At 70.9% G+C, this 25,942-nt stretch carries 23 protein-coding genes and 1 pseudogene; 7 read left to right on the top strand and 17 right to left on the bottom strand.

Going from position 1 to position 25,942, the window contains the following annotated elements; genetic code table 11:
* Positions 1–73: 73 nt before the first annotated feature.
* From ccmI to CEF10_RS11060, 3 genes are read left to right on the top strand one after another with little or no spacing between them, the layout of a single operon-like run.
* On the top strand, positions 74–1,324 hold the full coding sequence (gene ccmI, locus CEF10_RS11070; RefSeq protein ID WP_101068240.1) for a c-type cytochrome biogenesis protein CcmI: 1,251 nt from the start codon (positions 74–76) through the stop codon (positions 1,322–1,324).
* Complete coding sequence (gene ruvX / locus CEF10_RS11065; RefSeq protein ID WP_101068239.1) at positions 1,321–1,797, top strand: Holliday junction resolvase RuvX; 477 nt, start codon at positions 1,321–1,323, stop codon at positions 1,795–1,797. The genes ccmI and ruvX overlap by 4 nt, the downstream gene beginning before the upstream one ends.
* Positions 1,794–2,033 carry a DUF1289 domain-containing protein gene (locus tag CEF10_RS11060; protein WP_101068238.1) on the top strand — a complete coding sequence of 80 codons (240 nt, stop codon included), beginning with the start codon at positions 1,794–1,796 and terminating at the stop codon, positions 2,031–2,033. The genes ruvX and CEF10_RS11060 overlap by 4 nt, the downstream gene beginning before the upstream one ends.
* Positions 2,034–2,064: 31 nt before the next feature.
* Here CEF10_RS11060 and CEF10_RS11055 read toward each other — a convergent pair whose 3' ends face one another.
* The 16 genes and pseudogenes from CEF10_RS11055 to CEF10_RS10980 all read right to left on the bottom strand — a co-directional run bounded on the left by CEF10_RS11055 (position 2,065) and on the right by CEF10_RS10980 (position 18,732).
* A complete protein-coding gene (locus CEF10_RS11055) occupies positions 2,065–2,853 on the bottom strand; it encodes a hypothetical protein (RefSeq protein ID WP_101068237.1) in 789 nt (262 codons plus the stop codon).
* Positions 2,847–3,671, bottom strand: coding sequence for a sulfite exporter TauE/SafE family protein (locus CEF10_RS11050; RefSeq protein WP_101068236.1), 825 nt, complete (start codon positions 3,669–3,671; stop codon positions 2,847–2,849). Before CEF10_RS11050 ends, CEF10_RS11055 begins: the two co-directional genes overlap by 7 nt.
* Positions 3,672–3,741: 70 nt before the next feature.
* Positions 3,742–5,229 (bottom strand): UDP-N-acetylmuramoyl-L-alanine--D-glutamate ligase, encoded by a 1,488-nt coding sequence (gene murD / locus CEF10_RS11045; protein WP_269801322.1) that lies wholly within the window; start codon positions 5,227–5,229, stop codon positions 3,742–3,744.
* Positions 5,230–5,272: 43 nt separating this feature from the next.
* Positions 5,273–5,518 (bottom strand): annotated as a pseudogene (locus CEF10_RS17340) (tetratricopeptide repeat protein); the annotation flags it as partial.
* A 254-nt stretch (positions 5,519–5,772) separates the two neighbouring features.
* Positions 5,773–6,468: a hypothetical protein gene (locus tag CEF10_RS11035; RefSeq protein ID WP_157933009.1), complete on the bottom strand. Its 696-nt coding sequence runs from the start codon at positions 6,466–6,468 to the stop codon at positions 5,773–5,775.
* Positions 6,469–6,612: 144 nt separating this feature from the next.
* Positions 6,613–7,695: a phospho-N-acetylmuramoyl-pentapeptide-transferase gene (gene mraY / locus CEF10_RS11030; protein WP_101068232.1), complete on the bottom strand. Its 1,083-nt coding sequence runs from the start codon at positions 7,693–7,695 to the stop codon at positions 6,613–6,615.
* Positions 7,696–9,138, bottom strand: a complete 1,443-nt coding sequence (locus CEF10_RS11025; RefSeq protein ID WP_101068231.1) for a UDP-N-acetylmuramoyl-tripeptide--D-alanyl-D-alanine ligase — start codon at positions 9,136–9,138, stop codon at positions 7,696–7,698.
* Positions 9,135–10,622, bottom strand: coding sequence for a UDP-N-acetylmuramoyl-L-alanyl-D-glutamate--2,6-diaminopimelate ligase (locus CEF10_RS11020; protein ID WP_101068230.1), 1,488 nt, complete (start codon positions 10,620–10,622; stop codon positions 9,135–9,137). The genes CEF10_RS11025 and CEF10_RS11020 overlap by 4 nt, the downstream gene beginning before the upstream one ends.
* Positions 10,623–10,640: 18 nt before the next feature.
* Complete coding sequence (locus tag CEF10_RS11015; RefSeq protein ID WP_101068229.1) at positions 10,641–12,428, bottom strand: peptidoglycan D,D-transpeptidase FtsI family protein; 1,788 nt, start codon at positions 12,426–12,428, stop codon at positions 10,641–10,643.
* Positions 12,425–12,796 (bottom strand): cell division protein FtsL, encoded by a 372-nt coding sequence (ftsL, locus tag CEF10_RS11010; RefSeq protein WP_198586187.1) that lies wholly within the window; start codon positions 12,794–12,796, stop codon positions 12,425–12,427. The genes CEF10_RS11015 and ftsL overlap by 4 nt, the downstream gene beginning before the upstream one ends.
* Positions 12,796–13,788, bottom strand: a complete 993-nt coding sequence (gene rsmH, locus CEF10_RS11005; RefSeq protein WP_101068227.1) for a 16S rRNA (cytosine(1402)-N(4))-methyltransferase RsmH — start codon at positions 13,786–13,788, stop codon at positions 12,796–12,798. The genes ftsL and rsmH overlap by 1 nt, the downstream gene beginning before the upstream one ends.
* A gap of 3 nt (positions 13,789–13,791) precedes the next feature.
* Positions 13,792–14,292 (bottom strand): division/cell wall cluster transcriptional repressor MraZ, encoded by a 501-nt coding sequence (gene mraZ / locus CEF10_RS11000; protein WP_101068226.1) that lies wholly within the window; start codon positions 14,290–14,292, stop codon positions 13,792–13,794.
* 639 nt (positions 14,293–14,931) lie between these two features.
* Positions 14,932–15,435, bottom strand: a complete 504-nt coding sequence (locus tag CEF10_RS10995) for a GNAT family N-acetyltransferase (protein WP_101068225.1) — start codon at positions 15,433–15,435, stop codon at positions 14,932–14,934.
* The gene (locus CEF10_RS10990; protein ID WP_101068224.1) at positions 15,428–16,732 is read right to left on the bottom strand and encodes an ArgE/DapE family deacylase; all 1,305 of its coding nucleotides are present in this window, start codon (positions 16,730–16,732) and stop codon (positions 15,428–15,430) included. The genes CEF10_RS10995 and CEF10_RS10990 overlap by 8 nt, the downstream gene beginning before the upstream one ends.
* A 385-nt stretch (positions 16,733–17,117) precedes the next feature.
* Entirely contained in the window at positions 17,118–17,345 is a 228-nt protein-coding gene (locus tag CEF10_RS10985; RefSeq protein ID WP_101068314.1) for a DUF1127 domain-containing protein, read from the bottom strand.
* Between the two features lie 436 nt (positions 17,346–17,781).
* A complete protein-coding gene (locus tag CEF10_RS10980) occupies positions 17,782–18,732 on the bottom strand; it encodes an Acg family FMN-binding oxidoreductase (RefSeq protein WP_101068313.1) in 951 nt (316 codons plus the stop codon).
* A 153-nt stretch (positions 18,733–18,885) separates the two neighbouring features.
* Here CEF10_RS10980 and CEF10_RS10975 point away from each other — a divergent pair, with 153 nt between their 5' ends.
* Genes CEF10_RS10975 through CEF10_RS10960 form a run of 4 tightly spaced genes read left to right on the top strand, consistent with a single transcriptional unit; the run spans position 18,886 to position 23,479 of the window.
* Positions 18,886–19,593: an ABC transporter ATP-binding protein gene (locus CEF10_RS10975; protein WP_101068312.1), complete on the top strand. Its 708-nt coding sequence runs from the start codon at positions 18,886–18,888 to the stop codon at positions 19,591–19,593.
* A 13-nt stretch (positions 19,594–19,606) separates the two neighbouring features.
* A complete protein-coding gene (locus CEF10_RS10970; RefSeq protein ID WP_101068223.1) occupies positions 19,607–21,970 on the top strand; it encodes an ABC transporter permease in 2,364 nt (787 codons plus the stop codon).
* A gap of 3 nt (positions 21,971–21,973) precedes the next feature.
* Positions 21,974–23,200, top strand: coding sequence for an efflux RND transporter periplasmic adaptor subunit (locus tag CEF10_RS10965; RefSeq protein ID WP_101068222.1), 1,227 nt, complete (start codon positions 21,974–21,976; stop codon positions 23,198–23,200).
* A 3-nt stretch (positions 23,201–23,203) separates the two neighbouring features.
* Positions 23,204–23,479, top strand: a complete 276-nt coding sequence (locus CEF10_RS10960; protein WP_232796476.1) for a hypothetical protein — start codon at positions 23,204–23,206, stop codon at positions 23,477–23,479.
* 87 nt (positions 23,480–23,566) lie between these two features.
* Here CEF10_RS10960 and CEF10_RS10955 read toward each other — a convergent pair whose 3' ends face one another.
* Positions 23,567–25,918 (bottom strand): ATP-dependent helicase, encoded by a 2,352-nt coding sequence (locus CEF10_RS10955; RefSeq protein WP_101068220.1) that lies wholly within the window; start codon positions 25,916–25,918, stop codon positions 23,567–23,569.
* Positions 25,919–25,942: the final 24 nt, after the last annotated feature.

Genomic DNA, 25,942 nt, shown 5'->3' with positions numbered 1-25,942 from the left:
GGATACGGCGCCGGTTGCCCCTTTCGCCCCCGCCGCGGCACGTCTAAATGAAGAAAGAACCTAGGGAGAGACGATGGTTTTCTGGATTGTCATCGCGGCGCTCGCGATCGCGGTCAGCGGGATCCTGGTGGGCGTGCTGCTGCGCGGACGCGTGGGCGACGCCCCGCCGGCGGCCTACGACCTGCAGGTCTATCGCGACCAACTCAAGGAAGTGGACCGCGACGCGGCGCGCGGCTTGATCGGCACCGAGGAGGCCGCGCGCGTCCGCAACGAGATCTCGCGCCGCATTCTGTCCGCTGACGCGCAGCTGCGCGAGCAAGGCGAAACGGGCGGGCAACCGCGGATCGCCGGCCGGGTTCTGGCCGGTGTCGCGGCGGTGGTTCTGGTGGGCGGATCGCTCTGGCTTTATGATCGGCTGGGCGCACCCGGTTACCGCGACCTGCCGCTGCAGGGACGCATCGCCGCCTCGGACGCGGCGCGCCAGTCGCGCATGACACAGGCCGAGGCCGAGGAGCGAATGCCCGCCGATGCCCCCCGCCCCGACGCGCCCGAGGAATTCCTGCAGCTGATGGAACGGCTGCGCGAAACCGTGCGCCAGCGCCCCGACGACCTGCGCGGGCTGATGCTGCTGGCGCGCAACGAGGCGCGGCTGGGCAACCTTTCGGCCGCGCACGAGGCACAGGCCAGGCTGATCGCGGCCAAGGGTGCGGAGGCCACGGCGGACGACTTCGCCGCGCACGCCGAACTGATGATCGGCGCCGCGGGCGGCTATGTCTCGCGCGAGGCCGAGGATGCCCTGCGCAAGGCGCTCCAGCGTGATCCCGATCACAAGCTCGCCCGCTACTACCTCGGGCTCTACCTGCTTCAGGTGGACCGTCCCGACGGCGCCTTCCGCCTGTGGGACCAGCTGCTGCGCGAAGGACCGGCCAGCGCGCGCTGGATCGCGCCCATCCGCGAGCGTATCGGCGAGATCGCCATGCGCGCCGGGGTGACCGATTACCAGCCGCCCGAGACACCGGGCGCCCCGGCAGCCGAGGACACCCCCCGCGGGCCGGACGCGGCCGACATGGACGCCGCGCAGGACATGACGCCCGAGCAGCGCCAGCAGATGATCCGCGGCATGGTCCGGCAGCTGTCCGAGCGGCTGGCCAACGAGGGCGGCAACCCCGCCGAGTGGGCGCGGCTGATCGGCGCCTACGGCGTGCTGGGCGAAACCGATCGCGCGCGCGCGATCTGGACCGAGGCCCAGGAGGTCTTCGCCGACAAGCCCGAGGCGCTGGACCGGGTGCGCCAGGGCGCGCGCCGTGCCGGACTGGTCGAATGATTCACGAGGACGTGGCGGAGTTCGCTGCCGCGCTGGCGCCGGGCCGGGCGCTCTTGGGGCTCGACCTCGGCACCAGGACCATCGGCGTGGCGGTCTCCGACCCGATGCTGTCGGCGGCCTCGGCGCTGGAGACGGTCAAGCGGCGCAAGTTCACGACCGACGCCGAGCATCTTCTTGGCATCGCGCAGGCACGCGACCTGGGCGGCATCGTCCTGGGGCTGCCGCGCAACATGGACGGCTCGGAAGGACCGCGGTGCCAGTCCACCCGGGCCTTCGCCCGCAACCTCGCGGGCCGCACCGACCTGCCGGTCACCTTCTGGGACGAGCGCCTGTCGACGGTGGCCGCCGAGCGCGCGCTTCTTGAGGCGGATGCGACACGAAAACGTCGCGCCGAGGTTATCGACGCCGTCGCGGCGGCCTATATCCTGCAGGGACTGCTGGACAGGCTGGCCAACCTGAGGACGACGCCATGAGCGAAAACGACGTCTGGAAGCGCGACGAGATCGCATCGCCCTGCATCCGCATCTGCGTCGTTCACCCCGAGGCGCGGATCTGCACCGGCTGCTACCGCACCACCGACGAGATCGCGCGCTGGTCGCGCATGACCGCCGACGAGCGCCGCGAGATCATGGAGGCCCTGCCCGGCCGCGCCCCCCTGCTGCAAAAGCGCCGCGGCGGACGCAGCGCACGCCTGGCGCGATCGGGCTGACCGGGCAACCGTCCGGGGCCGGGCGCGCGCGTCAGGGCAACTCCAGCCAGCCGCGCGTGCCCGGGGGCAGTTCCGGGCGGAAATAGGCGATCATGCGGCCCTCTTGCGACGCCTGTGCGCCCTCGTCCCAGGGCGCGACGCCGTGCAGCGCCAGCCGGTGCACGAGGTAGGCCTCGCCGGGCTGCGCCGGGATCGGCACGCGGCGGCAGGTTTCGAAGACCTCGCGGCGGGCCGCCTTGTAGATCTCGGTCAGGTCCGCCCCGGCCCACTGCGCCTCCGGCAACCCGCCCAACGCGCGGCGGAAGGCCGCGCGCATGATCTCGTGGCTGCCCTCCCATACGACCATCGGGCTCGCGCCCGCGTCGCAGGCGGTCAGCGGCAGCCCCAGGATGTAGGCGTGCTGCTCCTCCAGGTTGCGCCGGCGGTCGGGGCCGACCGGCTTGAGCCCGTCAACATGGGCCGCGTCGCGCCGCAGACGGTAGCGGAAGGCGGCCTCGCCCTCGCCTGCACGCGGGCGGGGGTAGCCGGGATAGACGACCGACACCTGCGCCGGGTGGAGCGGCAGCGCACCGTACAACGCACGCGCCGCGCACAACGCCGCGCCCCCGGGCGGCCCGGCGCCCTCCACGGCCCCGTCGGGGCCGTTGGGCAGCGCGTCCACGCCGACGAACCACGTGCCCTCGCAGGCCAGCCACCTCGCGCGTGCCTCCGGGTCAGCGATCCGCGGCAGCGCGGCCGCGCGCGCGGCCGCGGCCCAGTCCGCGACGGCCCGCTCGAAAGGGAACCGCGCCCAGCCCTGGCCGACGAACGCCTCTACCATCCCAGCGATTTCCTGAGCATGTTGAGCGCCACGATCGTCAGGAACACGGCGAAGACCCGGCGCAGCGGCTTGGGATCCATCGCGTGCGCCAGCCTGACACCCAGCGGCGCCGTCAGCAAGGTCATCGCGATCACGATACCGAAGGCCACGAGGTTGACCGCCCCGACCGTCAGCGGCGGCCGGTTTTCCGCCGCGATCTCGAGGAACAGGAACCCAGCGACCGAGGGCACCGCGATGGTCACGCCGAAGCCCGCCGCGGTGGCAACGGCGCGGTGGATCGGCACGCTGTAAAGGCTCATCAGCGGCACGCCGAAGCTGCCGCCGCCGATGCCCATCAGCACCGACAGGAACCCCAGCACCGGCGCCATGGCCCCGCGGGCCAGCCCCGTGGGCATGACCGGCCCGAGGCGCCATTCGACGCGGCCCAACCCGAGGTAGGCGCCGATCACCAACCCCAGCGCGCCGAAGATGCCCTGCAAGGACGAGGATTTCAGCGAGGCCGCCACCATCACGCCCAGCAGGGCCCCCGCCGCGATGCCCGGCGCCCATCGCCTGAGGATGCTCCAGTCCACCGCGCCCTTCCTGTGGTGGCTGAGCACCGAGCGCACCGAGGTCACGATGATCGTGGCCAGCGAGGTGGCCAGGCAGATCTGCATCAGCTGCGGGCCGGCATACCCCAGCGTCTGGAAGGCATAGAAGAACGACGGCACCAGGACGATGCCGCCTCCCACGCCCAGCAGCCCGGCAAGAACGCCCGCGAAGGCGCCGATCGCCAACAACATGGCCAGCATTTGCAAGAGGAGCATGGTGTCTGGCATGGGGCCTCCGCGAAGTTACCGTCGGCAGGGGTACACCGCCGCGCGCGCGAGGGAAAGCGGCAAGGCGTGCTCAGCTGCCCAGCGCCTCGTGCACGCGGGCGATGAAATCCTCGCCGCGCATCTCGAAATTGTCGTACTGGTCGAAGCTCGCCGCCGCGGGGGCCAGCAGCACCGTCTCGCCCGCCTCCGCCTCGGCCGCCGCGCGCGCGACGGCGCGCTCCATGGTCGTGCAGACCTCGGTCTCGACGCGGTCGAGCTGCATCGCGAACTGCGCGGCCTCGCGCCCGATGACATAGGCCTTGACGACCCGGTGCAGCGCGGGCTTGAGCGCATCAAGGCCACCGTCCTTCGCAAGCCCGCCGCAGATCCAGCGCACCGCCGGGAAGGCATCGAGCGCGCGCCGCGCGCTGTCCACGTTGGTGGCCTTGGAATCGTTGACGAAGGTCACGCCGCCCGCGCGCGCCACGATCTGGCTGCGGTGCGGCAGGCCCGAGAAGCTTTCGAACGCCCGCGCGATCACCCGGGGCGCCAGCCCCAGCGTGCGGCAGGCGGCATAGGCCGCGCAGGCGTTCTGGTGGTTGTGCGCGCCCGGCAGCCCGGCGATGGGTCGCAGGTCGATGGAGCCGATCTGCCTGGCCTTGCGGTATTCCGACAGGAAGCCCTTGCGCGCGAAGACCGACCATCCCGGCCCGTCGAGCTTCCGGCCCGCCGAGACGCGGATCACCCGGTCGTCACCCGGCCCCTCGGCCATCTGGTTGGCCAGGAACAGCCCCTCGTCCTCGTCCACGCCCACCACGGCGCGGTCCGGCCCGCCCTCGGCGAACAGCCGGCGCTTGGCCGCGAAATAGCCGCCGTGGCCGGCGTGGCGGTCAAGGTGATCGGGGCTGAGGTTGGTGAAGACCGCCACGTCGGGGGTCAGCGCGCGCGCCAGCTCGGTCTGGTAGCTCGACAGCTCCAGCACCACCACGCCGCCGTCGCCGGGCGGGTCGATGTCCAGCACGCCGCGGCCGATGTTGCCGGCCAGCTGAACGGGCGTCCCGGCCTCCTCCAGCACGTGGTGGATCAGCGCGGCGGTGGTGGACTTGCCGTTGCTTCCCGTCACCGCGATGACCCGCGGCGGCCGGTCGAAGCCGTCCCAGTCGGCGGTGGCCAGCGAGCGGAAGAACAGCCCGACGTCGTTGTCCACCGGGATGCCCGCGTCGAGCGCGGCGGCGACCACGCGGTTGGGCGCGGGATAGAGATGCGGAATGCCCGGGCTGACGACGAGGCGCGCCACCGCCTCGACGGCGCCCTGCCGGGTCAGGTCGGCCACCTCGAAGCCGTCCTCGGCGGCCATCTCGCGCGCGGCGGGGTTGTCATCCCACGCCAGGACATGCGCGCCGCCCGCGCGCAGCGCCCGCGCCGCCGACATCCCCGAGCGGCCCAGCCCCAGCACCGCGACGCGGCTGCCCTGAACGCCCCTGACCGGTATCATCGCCTGGCCCCTTGTCCTGCCCCTCCGCCCCTTCGCTAGCCCATCGCGCGCGCCTTGGCCAGAGGGCGGGGGCGGCGTCGGTATCGCGTCGGTCTCGTGTCGGCCCCGCGCCGGTGCCGCGCAGGGATCAGTCGCCGGGCAGATCGGCGAGGCGGCGCTGCGTTTCGGCGATATGCGGATGATCGGCGGGCAGCGCGGCGCGGAAGATCTCCAGCGCCTGCTCCAGCATCCCGCGCCCCTCGGCCACGCGCCCGGTCTGCCCCAGCAACCGCCCGAGATTGCCGAGGTTCTTGGCATACTCCGGGTGCCCCTCCCCGAGGGTCGCGCGGGTGACCTCCAGCGCCTGCCGGAAAAGCCCCTCGGCCTCCGCATACCGCCCCCCGCGCCTTCAGGGCAATGGCGGCGGGCATGGCAAGCTTGTCCAGTTGCGGGGCTGGAGCGCGGCGCGGATGGCCGCGAGGCCCGATCCCTCGCGAGACGATCCGGCGCTGGAAATCGCCGATGCGCACCAGATGCCGGTCCGCCGCGTGTCGGTCTGGCGCACTCACCGCAGGCTTGGCCGGACACATGACAAAGCGCGGCACCGGGCCGGGCTTGGGTGCCGTGGATCAGCGTATTTCTACCGGCTTAACGAACGAAGAAACCTGCTCCGATGGAGTCGTAGGCGCCGCCCTTGAAGGTCATGCGAATCCTGTCGGTCACGGTGCCGCGCCACAGCAGGTGATAACGGCCATCGACCTGCGCCGCCGGCGCCAGGACATCCATGCCGTCGGCCTCCAGCCGAATCTGTGTGGGCTGGGATGCATCGGGCGCGAGCATGAAATTGACCTGCTGCACTTCGTCGCCGAGGACGTCGAAATCGCTGCCGTTTACCACTTGCACGCGCAGGGTTTCGGGAAACACGTCAGAAGGCTGCACGAGTATGAACCACGGGTCCGCTGTGTCGGGGTCCGAGGTCATTGGGATTTGCCCTTCGACGGCAACCTCGAAGCCCATATCCGTCTGCTCGACCTCGAAATCGTCGACACTAACATGTTTAGCTATGATGTTCTCGACCGTCTTCATGTCGGCGCGCTGCTCGTCGTCAATTTCACCGAAATTGGAAAACTCGGCTTCAAAGTCGACCATGCGGTGGTCGCCCGATGCGGCGGCGGCGACGGCGCTTCCGGTCAAGTCGATTTCGACCTCGTCGGCCTTGCAGCCAGCCAAGGTTGCCGCAGCAGCCGCGACAATAACGAATGACCTAATTTTTGCCCCCCCCATGCATTGCTTATACCGGCGCGCGAAACGCCTGACCCGGTCGGGGTTTTCCGGCCCGTCCAATCCGTGATCTCCATATCACTGGTCATTTGTCTCGACCATACCCGTTTAACGCGATTTTGTAAGGGGGTGGCAGGGGTCCGGCCTGTGCGGCCGCAATCGGCTTTGCCGATCGCTTTCCCGCACTCCTAGCAAACTCAGGCCCCCTCACCGCACCTTGAGCGTCGCCAGCCCGATCATCGCGAGGATCAGGGCGATGATCCAGAAGCGGATGACGATCTGGGGTTCGGCCCAGCCCTTCTTCTCGTAGTGGTGGTGGATGGGGGCCATCAGGAACACCCGCTTGCCGGTGCGCTTGAAGTAGAGCACCTGCACGATCACGCTCAGCGCCTCGGCCACGAACAGCCCGCCGACGATGGCCAGCACGATCTCGTGCTTGGCGGCCACGGCGATCGCGCCCAGCGAGCCGCCCAGCGCGAGGCTGCCGGTGTCGCCCATGAACACCGCCGCGGGCGGGGCGTTGTACCACAGGAACCCCAGCCCGCCGCCGAACAGCGCGGCGGTGAAGATCAGAAGCTCCCCCGTGCCGGGGACGTAGTGCAGGTCGAGGTAGTCGGTGAAGTCCACCCGCCCCACGGTGTAGGCGATGATGCCCAGCGTGGCCGCGGCGATCATCACCGGCATGATCGCCAGCCCGTCCAGCCCGTCGGTGAGGTTCACGGCGTTGGCCGCGCCGACGATGACGATGGTGGCGAAGGGCACGAAGAGATAGCCCATGTAGATCAGCGTGTCCTTGAACACCGGCAGCGCCAGCCGGTCCTGCAGCGCCTCGGGGTGGTAGGCCGTCGCCCAGTAGCCCGCCACCGCCGAGATCGCGAAGCCCAGCAGCAGCCGCAGCTTGCCCGGCACGCCCGAGGCCGTCTGCTTGGACACCTTGGCGTAGTCGTCGGCGAAGCCGATGGCGCCGAAGGCCACGGTGACGAAGAGCACCAGCCAGACGAAGGGGTTGTCGAGCCGCGCCCAGAGCAGCGTCGAGGTCACCAGCGCGCCCACGATCAGCAGCCCGCCCATGGTGGGCGTGCCCGTCTTGGTCAGATGCGTCTCGGGGCCGTCATGGCGGATGGGCTGGCCCTTGCCCTGCCGGCGGCGCAGCACGTTGATCAGCGGCGGGCCGAACAGGAAGCCGAACAGCAGCGCCGTCAGGAACGCGCCCCCGGCGCGGAAGGTGATGTAACGGAACAGGTTGAAGACGTCGCCGCCGTCCGACAGCAGGGTCAACCAGTAGAGCATTCAGCGTCCCCCTTGGGCGCGGCGCGCGGCGCGGTCCGTGCGGCGCAGTTCATCGACCAGCCGGCTGACCAGGCTCGCCTTCGAGCCCTTGACCAGCACGACGTCGCCCGCGTCTACCATACCGTGCAGGCGGCCGGCCAGATCGTCGGCATGTTCCACCCAGCGGCCCCGCCGCGCCTCGGGCAGGGCGTCCCACAGGGCCTTCATGCGCGGGCCGACGCAATGCACGACGCTCAGCCGGTCCATCTCCGGCAGCTCGGCCAGCGCGGCGTGCAGCGCCGCCTCGGTCTCGCCCAGCTCCAGCATGTCGCCAAGGATGGCGATGCGCCGGCCGCGGGCGACGTGGCCCACGTCGTCGCGCGGGCGCGCGGCGGCCAGCACCTCCAGCGCGGCGGCCATCGACGCGGGGTTGGCGTTGAAGGCGTCGTCGATCAGGTCGAAGCTCATGGCCTCGTCCGACGGGTCCAGCGCGACGGTTTCGCGCGTGCCGCGCCCGCCGGGCGGCTGCCAGCGGCCCAGCTCCGCGATCGCCAGCGCCCGGTCCGCGCCCAGCCACCACACCGCCGCCAGCACCGCCAGCGCGTTGACGGCAAGGTGCCGCCCCGGCGCCCCGACCTTGTAGACCAGCGGCGTGCGCCAGGCCAGCGCGTGCCCCACCGTGACGGCATCGTGGATGTCCACCCGCGTCAGCCGGTGGTGATTGCCCGGTGCCGCGCCGAAGTCGATCACCCGGTCGGCGTGGGCGGCGGCCTTCGCCCGCAGGATCGGCGTGGTCTCGAGATCACCGTTGAGGACGGCCGCCCCACCGGGCTCCAGCCCCTCGAAGATCGATGCCTTCTCGCGGGCGATCCCCGCGAGGTCGTCGAAGGCCTCCAGATGGGCGGCGGCCACGCTGGTCACGATCGCCACGTGCGGGCGCGCCAGCCGCGACAACGGCGCGATCTCGCCGGGGTGGTTCATGCCGATCTCGACGACGGCATACTCGGCGTCGGCGGGCAGCCGCGCCAGCGTCAGCGGCACGCCCCAGTGATTGTTGTGGCTGGCCTCGGCCGCGTGGGTCCGGCCCTGCCGGTGCAGCGCCGCGCGCAGCATTTCCTTGGTCGAGGTCTTGCCGACCGAGCCGGTCACGGCCACGACCCGCGCGGCGCTGCGGGCGCGGCCTGCCGCGCCCAGCGCCGTCAACCCGGCCAGAACGTCATCGACCATCAGCAGGGGGGCGTCCGGCGCCACCCCCTCGGGCACGCGCGAGACCATCGCCGCCGCCGCGCCCCGCGCCAGCGCATCGGCCACGAAGTCATGCCCGTCGCGTGCCGCGGTCAGCGCGACGAACAGTTCGCCCGGGGCCAGCGTGCGGGTGTCGATGGACACGCCCGTGGCCTGCCAGTCGCCGGTGGCGCGCCCGCCCGTGGCCGCCGCCGCGTCGGTCGCGGTCCACAGCGTCATGCCCTGCCCCCGTCGAGCGCCGCGATCGCCACGCTGGCCTGCTCGGCATCGTCGAAGGGCAGCACGTCGTCGCCCACGACCTGCCCCGTCTCGTGGCCCTTGCCACAGATCAGCAGCGCATCGCCCGGCCCCAGCGCGTCGACCGCGCGCAGGATCGCCTCGGCCCGGTCGCCGACGTCGCGGGCGTCGGGGCAGCCTTCCATCACCGCGGCACGGATCGCCGCCGGGTCCTCCGAGCGGGGGTTGTCGTCGGTCACGATCACCACGTCGGCATTCTCGGCCGCCGCGCGGCCCATCAGCGGACGCTTGTCGCGGTCGCGGTCGCCGCCCGCGCCCACCACGGCGACGATGCTGCCCATCACGTGCGGGCGCAGCGCCCCGAGCGCAGTGGCCACCGCCGCCGGGGTGTGGGCGTAGTCGACGAAGACCGCCGCGCCGTTCTCGCGCCGCCCGGCCAGCTGCATGCGGCCGCGCACCGTCTGCATGTCGGGCAGGACCTCGAACACCCGCTCGGCATCCGCACCCGCGCCGATGGCCAGCCCCGCCGCCAGCAGCACGTTCTCGGCCTGGAAGCCGCCGATCAGCGGCAGCGCGACCTGGTGCGTGCAGCCCTTCCAGGCAAAGCGCAGCGTCTGTCCTGCCGGCTCGAACCGCTGCGCCTGCAGATGCAGGCTGGCGTCGGCATCCCGACCGACGGTGATGAGCGTTTGCCCGCGGGCACGGGCGATGCTGGCCACGTCATCGCCCTTGGGATCGTCGGTGTTGACCACCGCGACGCCATCGTCGGGAAGAACGCGGGCGAACAGGCCGGCCTTGGCGGTGAAATAGGCCTCGAAGCTCGGATGGTAATCCAGGTGGTCCTGGCTGATGTTGGTGAACGCCGCGGCGGCCAGGTGCACCCCGTCCACGCGCCGCTGTTCCAGCCCGTGGCTGGAGGCCTCCAGCGCCGCATGGGTCACCCCGGCGGCCGCCGCGGCGGACAGGAAACGGTGCAGCGTGATCGGTTCGGGCGTGGTGTGCGACAATGGCGCCTCGAAGGCGCCCTCGATGCCGGTGGTGCCGACGCTGATCGCCGACAGGCCCAGCGCCGCCCAGATCCTGCGGGTGAAATGCGCCACCGAGGTCTTGCCGTTGGTGCCGGTCACCGCCACGACGGTGTCGGGTTGCTCGGCGAACCACAGCGCCGCGGCATAAGCCAGCGCCTGGCGCGGATCCTCGGCCAGGACCAGCGCGGCGTCGCTGTCGGAAAGCACCTCCGCGGCCACGCGCGCGCCCTCGGCATCCGTCAGCACGGCCGCCGCGCCCATCCGCAGGGCGTACTGGATGAATTCGCCGCCGTGCACGCGCGTGCCCGGCAGCGCGGCGAACAGGAAGCCCGGCTTGACGTTGCGGCTGTCCACCGCCAGGCCGGTGATCTCGGCGCGGCGCCCGCCCTGGGCCGTCAGCCCCAGGTCCGCCAGTGATTTCGATTGCCCCGCCGCCAATGTCCGCCCCCCGGGCCGCTAGTTCGACGTGAGCGTTATATCAGTCGCTGCCCGGGGTTCAATCTCGGGTCTCAGGCCCAGCAGCGGCGCGACGCGGCGGATGATCTCGGCCGCCACGGGCACCGCCGTCCAGCCGGCGGTGCGGCGCGGCTCCTCGCCCGAGGTTTCCACCGGCTCGTCGAGCATCACCACCAGCACGAAGCGCGGGTCGTGCGCCGGGAACATCGACGCGAAGGTGGCGATCACCCGGTCCTCGTAATAGCCGCCGGTGGGCTTGGGCTTGTCGGCGGTGCCGGTCTTGCCGCCCACGGCATAGCCCGCGACCTCGGCCATGTTCGCCGTGCCCGCCTTGTCGGCCACCACGCGGCGCAGCATCCTGCGCGCGGCCCTTGCGGTTTCGGGCGACAGCACGCGCGTGCCCTGCTGGGCCGTGTCGCGGCGCAGCAGCGTCGGCGTGATCTGCCGGCCGCCGTTGGCAATGGTGGCATAGGCCGCCGCAAGGTGCAGCGGGCTGACCGAGATGCCGTGCCCGAAGGAGATCGTCATCGCCGAAAGCTCGGACCAGCGCGCGGGCAGCAACGGCTTGGCCCCGCGGGCCTCGACGATCTCGAACGGCGTCGGCTCGGTCAGGCCGAGCGCGCGCATGAAATCCTGTTGCCGGTCCGCGCCGATCTTCTTGGCGATGCGCGCGGTGCCGACATTCGATGACTCGACGATCACGTCGGCCACCGACAGCGCCTCTCCGTGGTCGTACATGTCCGAGATGGTGAAATCGCCCCACCTGATCCGGCCGGAGGTGTCGATCATGGTCCCCGGCTCCACGACTCCCAGTTCCAGCGCCTGCGCGGCGGCGAAGATCTTGAAGGTCGAGCCCAGTTCGTAAAGCCCCTGCACCGCACGGTTGAACAGCGGGCTGTCGCCCGGTTTGGCGTCCGATGTCGCCGGCGGCGGACGGTTTGGGTCGAAATCGGGCAGAGACGCGATCGAGATGATCTCGCCGGTGTGCACGTCCATCAGGACGCTTGCCGCACCCTTCGCGTTCATCAGGCCCATGCCGCCCTGCAGCACGCGTTCCACGGCGGCCTGCACCGACAGGTCGAGCGACAGGCGCAGCGGCTCGTGCCCGCGGGCGGGATCGCGCAGGCGGGCGTCGAAATGCTTTTCCACCCCGGCGGCGCCGACCACTTCCGCGGCATGCACGCCCTCGCGGCCGAAGCTGGCCCCGCCCAGAACGTGCGCGGCCAGCTTCCCGTTGGGATACAGCCGCATCTCGCGCGGGCCGAACAGCAGCCCCGGCTCTCCGATGTCGTGGACGGCCTGCTTCTGCTCGGGGCTGATCTTGCGCTTGATCCAGATGAAGCGGCGCTTGCCTGTGAAGGCCTCGGTCAGCCGGGCGGCTTCCAGATCGGGGAAGATCCGGGCCAGTTCCTGCGCGGCGTGGGCCGGCTCGATCATGTCCTGCGGCCGCGCGTAGAGGCTGTGGGTCTCGAAGTTCGTGGCCAGGATGCGGCCCTTGCGGTCGACGATGTCGGCACGCTGCGCGAGGATACCGGCGCCGGCGGCGCTGGCGCGCGGTTCGGCCGGCTCGGAGCTGGCCAGCACGCTCATCCGCCCGCCGATCACGGCGAAGGCGCAGACGAACAGCCCGGCCAGCACCAGCAGCCGGCTTTCGGCCCGGGCGCGGGCACGGTCGCGCGTGGCCTCGTTGCGGCGGCGGATGTTCTCGCGTTCGATGGAGTCGGGGTTCTCGCCCTTCTCTCGGGCCTCCAGAACGCGGGGCAGCGGGCGCAGCGGGACGCGGGTCATTCCTGTGCCTCCGCCCGGTCCATGTTCGAGACGTCCACCGGCTGGCTGATCGGCAGGCGCTGCCGCACCGGCAGACGGTCGCGGCGGGGGAAAGCCACCTGGTCGGCCATGCCGAACTGCGACGGCTGCAAGGGCAACAGCCCCAGCTTGTCGAAGTTCATCTCGGCCAGCGCGCGCAGACGGTCGGGCCGGTTCAGATAGGCCCACTCGGCGTTGAGCACGCGCAGCCTCTGGCGCGCGCGGGAAATCTGCTGCTGCAGGTCCTCGGTTTCGGCGAGCACCTGTTGCGTGCGGTAGTTCTCGCGGTAGGCCCAGAAGGCCAGCGCGATCACCGCGAGCGCTGAGGTGATGTAGAACAGGCTGCGCATCATCTCTTTCCTTCCAGACTGGGCATGCCCAGCGCGTCGCGGTCCACCGGACCGGCCGGCGCGTCGGTGCGCACGGCGACGCGCAGGCGCGCGCTGCGGGCACGCGGGTTGACGTCCAGTTCGGCGGCGTCGGGTTCGATCGGCTTGCGCCGCGGCAGCGTGAAGCGCGGCGCGTCCCGGGCGATCTCGGGGGCATGGCGGCTTCCCCGGCCGCCCCCGCCCGAGCGCGCCTGCAGGAACCGCTTGACGATACGGTCCTCGATGGAATGGAAGGTGACGACGGCCAGCCGGCCCGTCGGTGCCAGCGCGCGCTCGGCGGCCTCGAGCCCGCCCACCAGTTCGCGGTACTCGTCGTTCACGGCGATGCGGATCGCCTGGAAACTGCGGGTGGCGGGGTGCGCCTGCCCCGGCTTCGGGCGTGGCAGGCATTTCTCGATGATCTCCGCCAATTGACCTGTGGTCTCGATCGGCGCCTCGGCACGGGCGCGCACGATCGCGCGCGCGATCCGGCGGCTCGCGCGTTCCTCGCCATAGAGAAACAGCAGGTCGGCCAGCGCGGATTCGCCCAGCCGCGCGACCAACTCGGCGGCACTTTCGCCCTGCTGGCTCATGCGCATGTCGAGCGGCCCGTCGCGGGTGAAGGAAAAGCCGCGCGCGGCCGCGTCGAGCTGCATCGACGACACCCCGAGATCGAGCACCACGCCGGCCACGTCCTGCGCGTGCGCGTCCATGTTCGAGAACACGTCGCGCACCAGCGTCAGCCGGCTGCCCCAGGCCGCGGCCCAGCCGCGCGCCATCTCCAGCGCCTGCGGGTCGCGGTCGATCGCCACGACATGCGCCGCCCCGGATTCGAGCAGCCCGCGGGTATAGCCGCCCGCGCCCATCGTCCCGTCGATCCAGGTGCCCTCAACCGGCGCCACCGCGTCCAGAAGCGGGCGCAGCAGAACCGGAACATGGGGCGTGGTGTCACCGGTCCGGGCCGCGGCGGACATGGATCACTCCCCCTCCGCCTTGTCGAGAAAGACCAGCGGGTCGACGTCGTCGGGCAGGTCCTCGAGCCAGGCCTCGGTGCGGGCCTGTTCGGCCTCGTAGGTCTCTGGCTTCCAGATCTGGAAGGTGTCGCCGGCGGCGATGAAGAACGCCTCGTCCTCCAACCCGATCTTCTGGCGCAGCTTGGCCGGCAGCACCAGCCGGCCGGTGTCGTCCACGTTGGTGGGGTAGGACTGACCGTGGAACAGGCGCTGAAGCATCTTGCGTTCCATCGAGCCGCGCGGCAGCCGGTCGATCTTGGCGTCGACCTCGCCGATCGCTTCCATCGTGTAGCATTCCAGGTAGTCGCGCCGGTGGTCGCCGTAGACGATCACCAGCTCGGGGTTGAGGCCGTCGGTCCAGTTGGGATCACCCGCTTCGAGGACTCGGCGAAAGGAGGCCGGGATCGACACCCTGCCCTTGCTGTCCACCTTGTGGTGGCTCTCGCCTCTGAACCGTCGAACCACTGTCCAGCTGGTCCTTTCCTCGGCCCCCGCTGTTTCGCGCCCCGGAAACGAAACGGCGGATTGAGCTGCTGCCACTGCCCAATCCGCCGCCCTCGTCCCGCTGCGCGGGTATCCGGCTGCGCGCGCCACCTGGGGGGATGTCTGCTCGCCCGCGCGCCGGAACTTCTTGCGATGAAGCGGGTGCCTGTATGAAACCTGACTTGGGAGATTGTGTTGCGGGGTTCTTCGTGCCCCTTCGTCCCGTCCTCATCGTGAATACAGGGATGCCATGGGAATTCATGGAAATCAATAGAATTCTGCCCGAAGAACCCACATCATCTTGTTCAGACACCCCCTCCGAGACAATATGATGTGGCAATTTCGGGCAATTTTTCCCACGAAGTTGCGGAATACCATTTGATGAGCACAATATGTGGTGCTGAAATGGAACGGCAAAAATTTCCCGCGAATTCCCAGAAATTCCGCGCCAGACCGGGGAACGAGGGGCGAGATACCATGGAATCCGCGCGATTCAAGCGTGAATCACGGGCCGACCCGCGGCTTTCCCATGCATGATTCGGCCTGGGCAGGCGCGGTTCCCACGGTTTCCCGCGCCGGTGTCCCACGGTTTCCCATGTCCCATGCTTTCCCGGGGCGGCGTCAGCCGGCGGGCGCCAGCCACTTCATCATCACCAGCGCGTCCACCCGGCCGGCGGCGGGATGTTCGAAGGCGCCCGGCAACCGGCCCACGGTCTCGAAGCCCAGCCGCTCCCACAGGCGGATCGCGCCGGTGTTGGTGGTCACCACGAAATTGAACTGCATCGCCTCGAACCCCAGGGCGCGCGCCTGCGCCTGCGAATGGCGGCACATCGCCTCGGCCAGCCCCTGCCCGCGCGCCGCCGGGGCGACCACGTAGCCGCAGTTGCACACATGCGCCCCGCCCCCCGCCTGGTTGCGCTTGATGTAGTAGCCGCCCCGCACGGCGCCGTCCGCCAGCGCGACGAAGCTGGCCGCGGGGGCCTCCAGCCACATGGCGCGCGCGTCCGTCTGCGAAATGTCATGGTCCACGGCGTAGGTGTCGCCCGAACGGAAGATGTCGCGCAGGATCGGCCAGAGCGCCGGCCAGTCGCCGGCCGTCGCCGGCCGGATTTCGACGTCAGGCATCGCCCGCCGGCTCCAGCCCGCACCACGCCGCCACGAAAAGCGCGATGGTTTCGGTGCATTGCTGCAACGACCCGAGGTCGACGCGCTCGTCGAAGCCGTGAATGCCCTCGGCACGCGGGCCGAAACACACCCCCGGAATACCGTGATAGAGACCGTAGAACCGCGTGTCGGTCAGCGCCGTCCAGATCCGGTCTTCGGGGCCGTCCTCGCCGAAAACCTGCCGGTAGGCACCGGCCAGCGCCGCTTCGGCCGGGCCTGCATGGTCCAGCACGTATCCTTCGGCCTCGAACCCGTTCCAGACCACGCGCGGCGGATGCGCAGACAGGAAGGGATGGCCGCGCGCCGCCTCGGCCACCGTGGCCTCGATCTCGGCCTTCGCCTCGTCCACGTCGGCGCCGGGCAAAAGGCCCATCCGGCAATCGGCGTGGCACCACGCCGGTACGCTCGAGGCCCAGTCGCCACCCGAGATCCGGCCCGGGTTGAAGTTCAGCGGGTGGGCCACGCCGCCATAGAGCGGGTCGGCGGCGGCGGCGGCGTTCCAGCGCGCCTCCATCTCGCGAAGGGCCCCGATGACGTGCCAGGCGGCGTCGATGGCGTTGGCGCCCTGCCCGGCCTCGGCCGCGTGCACGGGCCGGCCTGCCACCTCGAGCCGGAACCACAGCACGCCCACCTGCGCGCGCACCAGCCCGTGCGCCGTGGGTTCGGGTATCAGCGCGCAGTCCGCACGATACCCGCGCGCGAGCGTGGCCAGCGCGCCAAGGCCGGTGCTTTCCTCCTCGACCACCGCCTGAAGATGCACCTGCGCCGCCGGCGCCACCCCCGCGCGCGCCAGCGCGGCCAGGGCGAAGAGATTGGCCGAGACCCCCGCCTTCATGTCACCGGCGCCACGGCCGTGCATCCAGCCGTCGCGAAGCACGGGCTCGAATGGCGGCGTGGTCCACATGCCCTCCGGCCCCGGCGGCACGACGTCCAGGTGCCCCTGCAGGATCAACGACCGCCCGCGCGCCTGCGCGGGCCTGTGCGTGCCCACGACGCTGCGCACCGACGGCACCTCGCCCGCCGCCCGGCAGAACCCGGGCTGGCCCGCCAACTCATCGACCGGCACGGTCCAGTCGTCCACGGCCATGCCGTGGGCGCCCAGTGCCCCGGCCACCAGGTCCAGTGCCGGCCCTTCCTGGCCGCGCACGCTGGGCACGCGCGTGAGATCGGCCAGGAACTCGGTCTGGGCGGGCATGGCCTCTGCCACGGCGTCGCGAATGGCGCGGCAGGTGGCGGCATCGGTTGCGTGTCGGGTCATCTTCCCCCCTTGGCGGCATCACGGCCGAAGGATCGCCAAGTTGCGACGCGGGTCAAGGATGTGGCCAGAAAAAGAATGACGGCGGCGCCCGGGAGGAGGAGAGGCGCCGCCGTCGATCAACGTGTGGGTTCAGGGAGGAGGAGAGAACCCCACGTATCCTGTCGGGATCCGAGGATCCCAGTGTCTTGCGGCGGTGGCACCCGGGAGGAGGAGAGGTGCCACCGCCATACAACGCGCGGGTTCAGGGAGGAGGAGGGAACCCCGCGTATGCTGTCGGGATCCGAGGATCCCCGGTCTTACGGGCGGCGGCACCAGGGAGGAGGAAGGGTGCCGCCGCCGGTCTCAGGCGCTCCAAGGGAGGAGGAGAAAGAGCGCCTGATTTCTGTCAGCCCCGGTCGCGGGGGCCGTAGACGGATTCGTAGGCGCAGCGCGTGATTTCGCTGCGGTGCACGCCGAGATCCGCGAGTTCGCGGTCGCTCAGAGCCGCGAGTTCGTTGCGCGTGCGGCGGAAGGCGGCGTAGTGTGCAGCCCGCTGCCCCAAGCGGTCGACAAGCGCGCTGATTTCAAGCGCGAGTGTCGAGTGGGCCGGGCGGGTGTTGACATCGAATGCCATTCTTCGTGCTCCGTCGTGGTCGGTCGGTGCGGCGGCCTGGACGCCGTGCCGTGTCTCGTTGACCTCCAACATAGGCGGATGCTGCACCTGCACAATCCCCGGGTTTCTCAATGCTGCTATGCAGAATTTGCAAGCTAAGAAAGTGATCTAAACTTGCGCAATTGCAGTAATTTTTGAGCATGCCCCGAAGTCCGACTCGCCTGCGCGAACGTCTCCTGCCAATCATTGATGCGGTGTTGCCCGAAGCTGCGGCATCGCGGGAACCCGGGCCCGTTGCCGGCAGGGCACACCCCGCGCGCGGACCCGCCTTTTCAAATGGGCATGCGCGCGCTGCACGGCGGCCCCGCACCCGGCGGGACCGCACGGTTGATTCGCTTTTCGTGCCGTTCAGGACGCCACCGCGCCCGCGCCGATGGCCGGCAGGCGCGTGGCGCGCTCAGCCCTGCAGGACGGCGTCGAGCGGGCGGCGCGGGGCCGCCGGGACCTCATCCTCGGGGAACCCCATGCGCAGCAGGATCTGCGGCTGACCCGGCTGCGCGGCAAGCGCCTGAAGCTTGGGGCGGAGGTGCGCCACCTGCACCGGCTGGTTGAGATAGGACGCCTGCACCCCGTCGGCGGCACCGGCCAGCAGCACCCGCTCCAGCGCCTGCCCCGCGCGCAGCCAGTCGGCGGTGCCGTCGGCCCCCGTGCCCAGAACCGCCAGCAACGGCGACCCCTCGGCCAGCTTCGCGTCATGGGCCGCGACACCGCCGCCCATGTCGAAGCTGCGCACGACCAGCTGCGCCACCGGCACCGCGAGCCACGGCAGGCTCAGCCCCTCGCCGTCGCGGCGCGGGTGCATCCAGGCGGCCAGTTCGCGGCGCCAGCGCGGATCGGCCCATTGCGCCGCGTCGCCCTCGGAGACCAGCTCGGCGGCTGACTCCCGCAGCTGCGGGTCCTCCAGCGGGGCCAGCCACGCACCCTCCTCCTGCGCGGCGCGCTGCAGCTGCGCCACCCGGTCGGCGGGCACGGGCGTGCCGTCGAAGGGTTTGCGCCAGGTGCGCCGCGCCGCGATGGCCGGGGCCAGCGGGGCAAGCGCGGTCTCGGGCGTGCCCGGCCCGATCTCGACCTCGGCCAGCAGGTCCGGATCGTCCGCGTCGGGCAACAGAGCCACCTGCGCGCCATGCCCCTGCGCGGCCGCGGCAGCCCGCAGGTTCAGCAGGGCGGCGCCGCAGCTGATCGTCAGCTCGCGGTCATCGGGGTCGTTGGCGGGCAACGCGCGCGTGCGGTCGGCCAGCAGGCGCACGCGGCGCCCCTCCACCTCGAACACCCAGGGCTGTGTGTTGTGGCTCGACGGCGCCATGTGGGCGGCGTTCACGAGATCCCGGATCTCGGCATCGGCGGTCATTTCGGCCTCCTTGCGGTTGCATGTGCCGAGAGCTTGACAGGCATGGCCCGCGCCCGCCTTGATCGCGCTCAACCCCGATCCGGCGCAGTTGCGTCAGATCAAGGCCCGCGGCACCGTGCCGGCGCATTGTCCGCCGCGAAGGGAATCGCGCAGATGCCTGAAACGGTTTTCAGAACCGAAGGGGTGACCAAGGTCTACGACACCGGCGAGGTGAAGGTGACGGCGCTGGCCGGCGTCGATCTGGAACTTTTCGCGGGCGAACTGGCCGTCCTGCTGGGCCCCTCGGGCAGTGGCAAGTCCACCCTGCTCAATATCCTGGGCGGGCTGGATCACGCGACCGAGGGCCGGGTCTGGTTCCGCGACCTTGAACTCACCGGGCTGGGCGACCGGGGCCTGACCCGCTACCGGCGCGATCACGTGGGCTTCGTCTTCCAGTTCTACAACCTGGTGGCCAGCCTGACCGCGCGCGAGAACGTCCAGCTTGTCACCGACGTGGCCCGCGACCCGATGACGCCAGAAGCGGCGCTGGCCGAGGTCGGGCTGGACCACCGGATGGACCATTTCCCCGCCGAGATGTCCGGCGGCGAACAGCAGCGTGTCGCCATCGCGCGGGCCATCGCGAAACGCCCCGAGGTGCTGCTGTGCGACGAACCCACCGGCGCGCTGGACAGCCAGACCGGCATCCAGGTGCTGGAGGCGCTGAAATCGGTCAACGACCGGCTGGGCACCACGACGGCGGTGATCACCCACAACGCGGCAATCCGCAAGATGGCCCACAGGGTGATCCGGTTCCGCGACGGGCGCATCGAACGGGTGGAGGAAAACGCCACCCGGGTCGCCCCGTCCGAGATCAGCTGGTAGGGGACGCGGGGCGATGGACGCGCTCGACCGCAAGCTTCTGCGCGATTTCCGCCGCCTCTGGGCCCAGGCGCTGGCCATCGCGCTGGTGCTGGGCTGCGGCGTGGCGATCCTGATGACGTCCTTCGGGATGCAGACCGCGCTGGAGGAGACGCGCGCGGCCTACTACGAGCGCAACCGCTTCGCCGACGTCTTCGGCGACGCCCGGCGCGCGCCGCTGTCGCTGATGCGCGACATCCGCGAGATTCCCGGCGTGCGCGCGGCCCAGGCGCGGGTGTCCGAACATGCCGTCCTCGACATCCCCGGCCGGATGGAAACGGTGACGGGGCGCCTGCTGTCGCTGCCCGGGGAAGGCGGCGGCGGGCTGAACGTGCCGGTGGTCCGCTCCGGGCGCCTGCCGGCGCCGGGGGCGGCAGACGAGGTCGCCGTCAACGAACCCTTCGCGCGGGCCAACGGCCTGCAACCGGGGGACAGCTTCGCGGCCAACCTGAACGGGCGCAAGCGCAGCCTCACGCTGACTGGCACGCTGCTGTCGCCGGAATTCATCTATACCATCGGCCCGGGCGGCATGATGCCCGACAACGAGACCTTCGGTATCCTCTGGATGCCGCGGGCGGCGCTGGCGGCGGCCTTCGACATGGAGGGCGCGTTCAACAACGTGGCGCTGGACCTGGGGCCGCACTCCAACGAGCGGGCGGTGATCGACCGGCTGAACGACCTGCTCGATCCCTACGGCGGGCTGGGGGCCTACGGGCGCGACAAGCAGGTGTCGCACAGTTTCGTCGACGCCGAGATCACGCAGCTGCGCACCACCGCGATGATCCTTCCGCCGGTGTTCTTCGGCATCACCGCCTTCCTCGTGGGCATGGTTCTCGGCCGCATCATCGCGCTGGAACGCTCCGAGATCGGCCTGCTCAAGGCGATCGGCTATTCCGACGTCGAGATCTGCATCCACTACCTGATGCTGGCCGGGCTCATCGCCGTGGCCGGCACGCTGATCGGCTGGACCGCGGGAACGTGGCTGTCGCGCGAACTGGCGCAGCTTTACGCGCGGTTCTTCGACTTTCCCTACCTGATCTACAGCGTGTCCTACACCGCTTACGCCGTGTCGGGGGCGCTGGCCCTGCTCAGCGCCGCGGCGGGGGCCACGCGCAGCGCGCTGCGGGCGGCGCGGATGGCGCCCGCGGTCGCCATGGCCCCGCCGGCACCCCCGCGGTTCAAGCGCACCGTGCTGGACCGGGCGCTGGCCGCGATGCGCCTGTCGCAGCCGGTGATGATGATCCTGCGCAGCCTGATGCGCTGGCCGGTGCGCTCGGCCCTGACGACGCTGGGGCTGTCGCTGGCAGTCGCGGTCCTCGTGGCCTCGAGCTTCTTCTCGGATGCGCTCGACGAGATCCTGGATACCGCCTTCCACCAGGCCAACCGTCAGGACGCGATGCTGATGTTCACACCCGACGTGCCGGAAACCGCGCTGGCGCGGGTCGCGGACCTGCCGGGCGTGCTGCGCGCCGAGGGCCAGCAGTTCCACGCCGCGATCCTGCGCCACGGCCACCTGGAAAAGGACACGCCGATCGAGGCGCGCCGCCCCGGCACCGACCTGTCGCGCATCATCGACGGTGCCGGTCGCGTGGTCACCGCGCCGCCCGGCGGGCTGCTGCTGTCGCGGCGGCTGGCCGACCAGCTGGAAGCGCGCCCCGGCGACGTGATCGAGGTCGAGTTCATGGGCGCGCACAACGAAACGCACGCGGTCCGGGTGGCCGGGCTGGTAACGCAGTACTTCGGGCTGGGCGCCTACATGGACCTCGGCACGCTCAACCGCCTGCTGGGCCAGGCGCCGCGCATCACCACCGCCAACCTGTTGCTCGACGACACGAAGCTGCCCGCGCTGCACGCGGAACTCAAGCGCACGCCGAAGCTCAGCGGGCTGGTGATGATCGACCGGATGCGCCGCGCGTTCCGCGACACGATCCGCGAGAACGTGACCATCATGACCACGGTCTACATCGCCATCGCGGTCATGATCACCGTCGGCGTCGCCTACAACGGGGCGCGGATCCAGCTGTCGGAGCGCGCCCGCGAACTGGCCAGCCTGCGCATCCTGGGCTTCACCCGCGGCGAGGTCTCGTTCATCCTCGTGGGCGAAAGCATGCTGATCGCGGTGCTGGCGCAACCGCTGGGCTGGTTGCTGGGCGCGGCCATCTCGAAGGCGCTGGCCGAGGGCTCGAGCAGCGATCTCTACGCGATCCCGCTGGTGCTGGAACCCGCCGGTTTCGCGCGCGCAAGCCTGGTCGTGCTGGGGGCCGCGCTGGCCTCGGCGCTGATCGTGCGCCGCCGGCTCGACCGGCTCGATCTTGTCGACGTCATGAAAACGAGGGAATGACCCATGGCCACTAGACCCCGCACGCTGATCCTGGGTGGCCTCGGGCTGGCCGCCGTCGCCGCACTGGCCGTCGTGGCGTTCCGGCCGGACCCCGTGCCGGTCGACCTTGCCACCGTCACGCGCGGGCCGATGCAGGTGACCATCGGCGCAGAGGGGCGCACGCGCATCCGCGAGGTCTACGAGGTCGCCGCCCCGATCACCGGGACGGCGCAGCGCTCGCCGGTTCGTGTGGGCGACGACGTGACCGCGGGCGAGACCGTCGTCGCGGTGGTGGAGCCGGCCAGCCCCGCGCTGCTGGACACCCGCAGCCGGGTGCAGGCCGAGGCCGCCGTGCGCGAGGCACGCGCCGCGCTGCACGCCGCCGAGAGCCGCGCGCGCGTGGCCGAGGAGGAACTGGCCCATGCCCGCAGCCAGTTCGAACGGGTCCAGACACTGGTGGAACGCGGCGTCGCCTCGCTCACCCGGCTCGAGGACGTCACCCAGCAGCTCGAGATCAGGAAGGCCGCGCTGGAGGCCGCGCGCGCCGAGCTCGACCGGGCGCGCGGCGCGCTCGACCGTGCCCGCGCGGCGCTGATCGAACCCGACGACCCGGCGGCCGGCGACCAGGGCTGCTGCGTGCGGCTCACGGCGCCGATCGACGGCCAGGTCCTGTCGATCGACGTGCTCAGCGAACGGCCCGTCACCGCGGGCACGCGGCTTCTGTCGGTAGGCCAGCCGCAGGATCTCGAGATCGTCGCCGAGCTGTTGTCGTCCGATGCCATCGGTCTTGCACCGGGGGCGCGCGCCATCGTGGAGCGCTGGGGCGGCCCGGAGCCCCTGGAGGCGGAACTGCGCCGGGTCGAGCCATCCGCACGCACCGAGGTCTCCGCGCTGGGCATCGAGGAACAGCGCGTCGACGTCGTCTTCGACTTCGTCTCGCCCCCCGCCGCGCGCGCGGGCCTGGGCGACGGCTACGCGGTCTACCTGCGCATCGTCGAATGGCAGGCCGACAACGTCCTGCAGGTGCCGTTGAGTGCCCTTTTTCGCCGCGGCGACGACTGGGCGGTGTTCGCGGTCGGTGGTGACGGCGTCGCCCGCTTGCGCACGGTCGGGATCGGGCGGCGCAATGACCGCGCGGCACAGGTCACGGCCGGGCTCGAGGCCGGCGCGCGGGTGGTCACCCACCCCTCCGACCGCGTCGGCGACGGCGTCGCGATCATCGACCGCGCGACGCTGGAAACGGCGGGCTGAACGGTGATGCTCGTCTCCCTCGTCGCGATCCTGGCCGGGGTCTGGCTTTGCGCACGGGCGGCGGCGCGGCGCTTCACCGGCTGGGCCGGCTTCGCGGCCTTCTACGCGCTGGCGGTGCTGGCCGTGCCCAACGCCGTGGGCCTGCCGGCGCTGCTGGTGCTGCGCGACGCGTTTCCCGACGGCGGCACGCAACTGGCCGCACGGATCGTGGTGATCGGCATGGCCGCCGCGCTCGTCTTCTACCCGCTGGGCTACTGGCGCCAGCGGCTGGAGCGCTGAGGCGCACCGGCGTTCTTCATCTTGCCCGAAATACTCCGGGGGAGTCGCCCGCAGGGCGACGGGGGCAGCGCCCCCGCGCCCCCCGGCTCAGAACGGCACGTCGTCGGCGCCCGAGACGAACTTGGCCACGACCTTCTTCGGCCCCGCCTTCTCGAAATCGATCTCCAGCTTGTCGCCCTCGATCCCGGTGATCCGGCCGTAGCCGAACTTCTGGTGGAACACCCGCTCGCCCACGGTGTGGCTGGACACCGCCTGCGCGTCGATCACCGGCGCGCGCGACTCGCGCGGCTGCGACAGCGGTCGCTCGCCCGCGCGCGCCTGCATCCGCCGCCATCCGGGCGAGTTGTAGACGTTGGCCTCGGCCGCGCGCGTCTCGATCCCGGCGGCCCCCGCACCCGGCGCGGCGGCACCGTAGCCGCCGCCGTAAAGCCCCGGCGGCGTGAGAACCTCGACGTGCGCCTCGGGCAGCTCGTCGACGAAGCGCGAGGGCAGCTGGCTCTGCCATTGGCCGAAGACGCGGCGGTTGCCGGCGAACGAGATCGTGCAGACCTCGCCGGCGCGCGTGATGCCGACGTAGGCCAGCCGGCGTTCCTCCTCCAGCCCCTTCAGGCCGGTCTCGTCCATCGACCTCTGGCTGGGAAACAGCCCGTCCTCCCAGCCCGGCAGGAAGATGGCCGGGAACTCCAGCCCCTTGGCCGCGTGAAGCGTCATGATCGACACCTTCTCGCCCTGCTCGCCCTGCTCGTTGTCCATCACGAGGCTGACGTGCTCGAGGAACCCCGAGAGGTTCTCGAACTCCTCCAGCGCCTTGACCAGCTCCTTGAGGTTTTCCAGCCGGCCCGGTGCCTCGGGCGTCTTGTCGTTCTGCCACATCGCGGTGTAGCCGGATTCATCGAGGATCATCCCGGCCAGCTCGACGTGGCCGACCTCGCCGCTGCCGGCCATGCGTCCCCATCGCGCGAGATCGTCAAGCAACCGGCCCAGCGCCGCCGCGCCCTTGCCCGTCAGCCCCTTCTGTTCCAGCAGCAGCCGCGCGCCGTCGACCAGCGGCACGCCGTTGGCGCGCGCGGTGGTCTGGATCTTCTGCTGCGCCTTGTCGCCCAGCCCGCGCTTGGGCGTGTTCACGATCCGCTCGAACGCCAGGTCGTCGGCGGGGCTCACGACGAGGCGGAAATAGGCCATCGCGTCGCGGATCTCCATCCGCTCGTAGAAACGCGGGCCGCCGATCACGCGGTAGGGCAGCCCGATGGTCAGGAAACGATCCTCGAAGGCGCGCATCTGGTGGCTGGCGCGCACGAGTATCGCGATTTCGTCCGGCGAGAAGGGCCGCATCCCGCGGGTGCCGGTCTGCATCGCCTCGATCTCCTCGCCGATCCAGCGCGCTTCCTCCTCGCCGTCCCAGTGCCCGATCAGGCGCACCTTCTCGCCCGCGTCGGCCTCGGTCCAAAGCTCCTTGCCCAGCCGGCCCTCGTTGGCGGCGATCACCCCGCCCGCGGCGCCCAGGATATGCGGGGTGGAGCGGTAGTTCTGCTCCAGCCGGATCACCGTCGCGCCGGGAAAATCCGTCTCGAATTTCAGGATGTTGCCCACCTCGGCGCCGCGCCAGCCATAGATCGACTGGTCGTCGTCGCCCACGCAGCAGATGTTGCGGTGGCGCTGCGCCAGCAGCCGCAGCCACATGTACTGCGCCACGTTGGTGTCCTGGTACTCGTCCACGAGGATATAGGCGAAGCGGCGCTGGTACTGCTCCAGCACGTCCGGATGCGCGCGGAAGATGGTCAGCACGTGCAGCAGCAGGTCGCCGAAATCGACCGCGTTGAGCTCCTTCAGCCGCGCCTGGTATTGCGCAAAGAGCGCGGGGCCGTGCCCGTCGTAGGCCGCGTGTTCGGACGCCGGCAGATTCGCGGGCGTCCACGCGCGGTTCTTCCAGCGGTCGATGATCCCGGCCAGCTGGCGGGCCGGCCAGCGCTTGTCGTCGATGCCGGCGGCCTGCACCAGCTGCTTGAGCAGGCGCAGCTGGTCGTCCGTATCGAGGATGGTGAAGTTCGCCTTCAGCCCGGCCAGTTCGGCGTGCCGGCGCAGCAGCTTGACGCAGATCGCGTGGAAGGTGCCCAGCCACGGCATCCCCTCGATCTGGTGGCCCATGAGCTGGCCCACCCGGTCCTTCATCTCGCGCGCGGCCTTGTTGGTGAAGGTCACGGCAAGGATCTGGTCGGGCCGCGCGCGCCCCGTGTTCAGCAGGTGCACCAGCCGCGTGGTCAGCGCCTTGGTCTTGCCGGTGCCCGCGCCGGCGAGCATCAGCACCGGCCCGTCCAGCGCCTCGACGGCACGGCGCTGTTCGGGGTTGAGCCCGTCAAGATAGGGCGCGGGCCGCGCGGCCATCGCGCGGGTGGACAGGGCGGCCTGTTCGAAGGCGGCGGATTCGTCGAAATGGCTCATGACCCGAGGTTAGCGTGCGCGTCG

The sequence above is a fragment of the Roseovarius salinarum genome, assembly GCF_002834145.1.
Classification (GTDB): Bacteria; Pseudomonadota; Alphaproteobacteria; order Rhodobacterales; family Rhodobacteraceae; genus Roseovarius; species Roseovarius salinarum.
The sequence above is the reverse complement of the archived record's forward strand: the minus strand, read 5'-3'. Positions and strand labels throughout refer to the sequence as shown.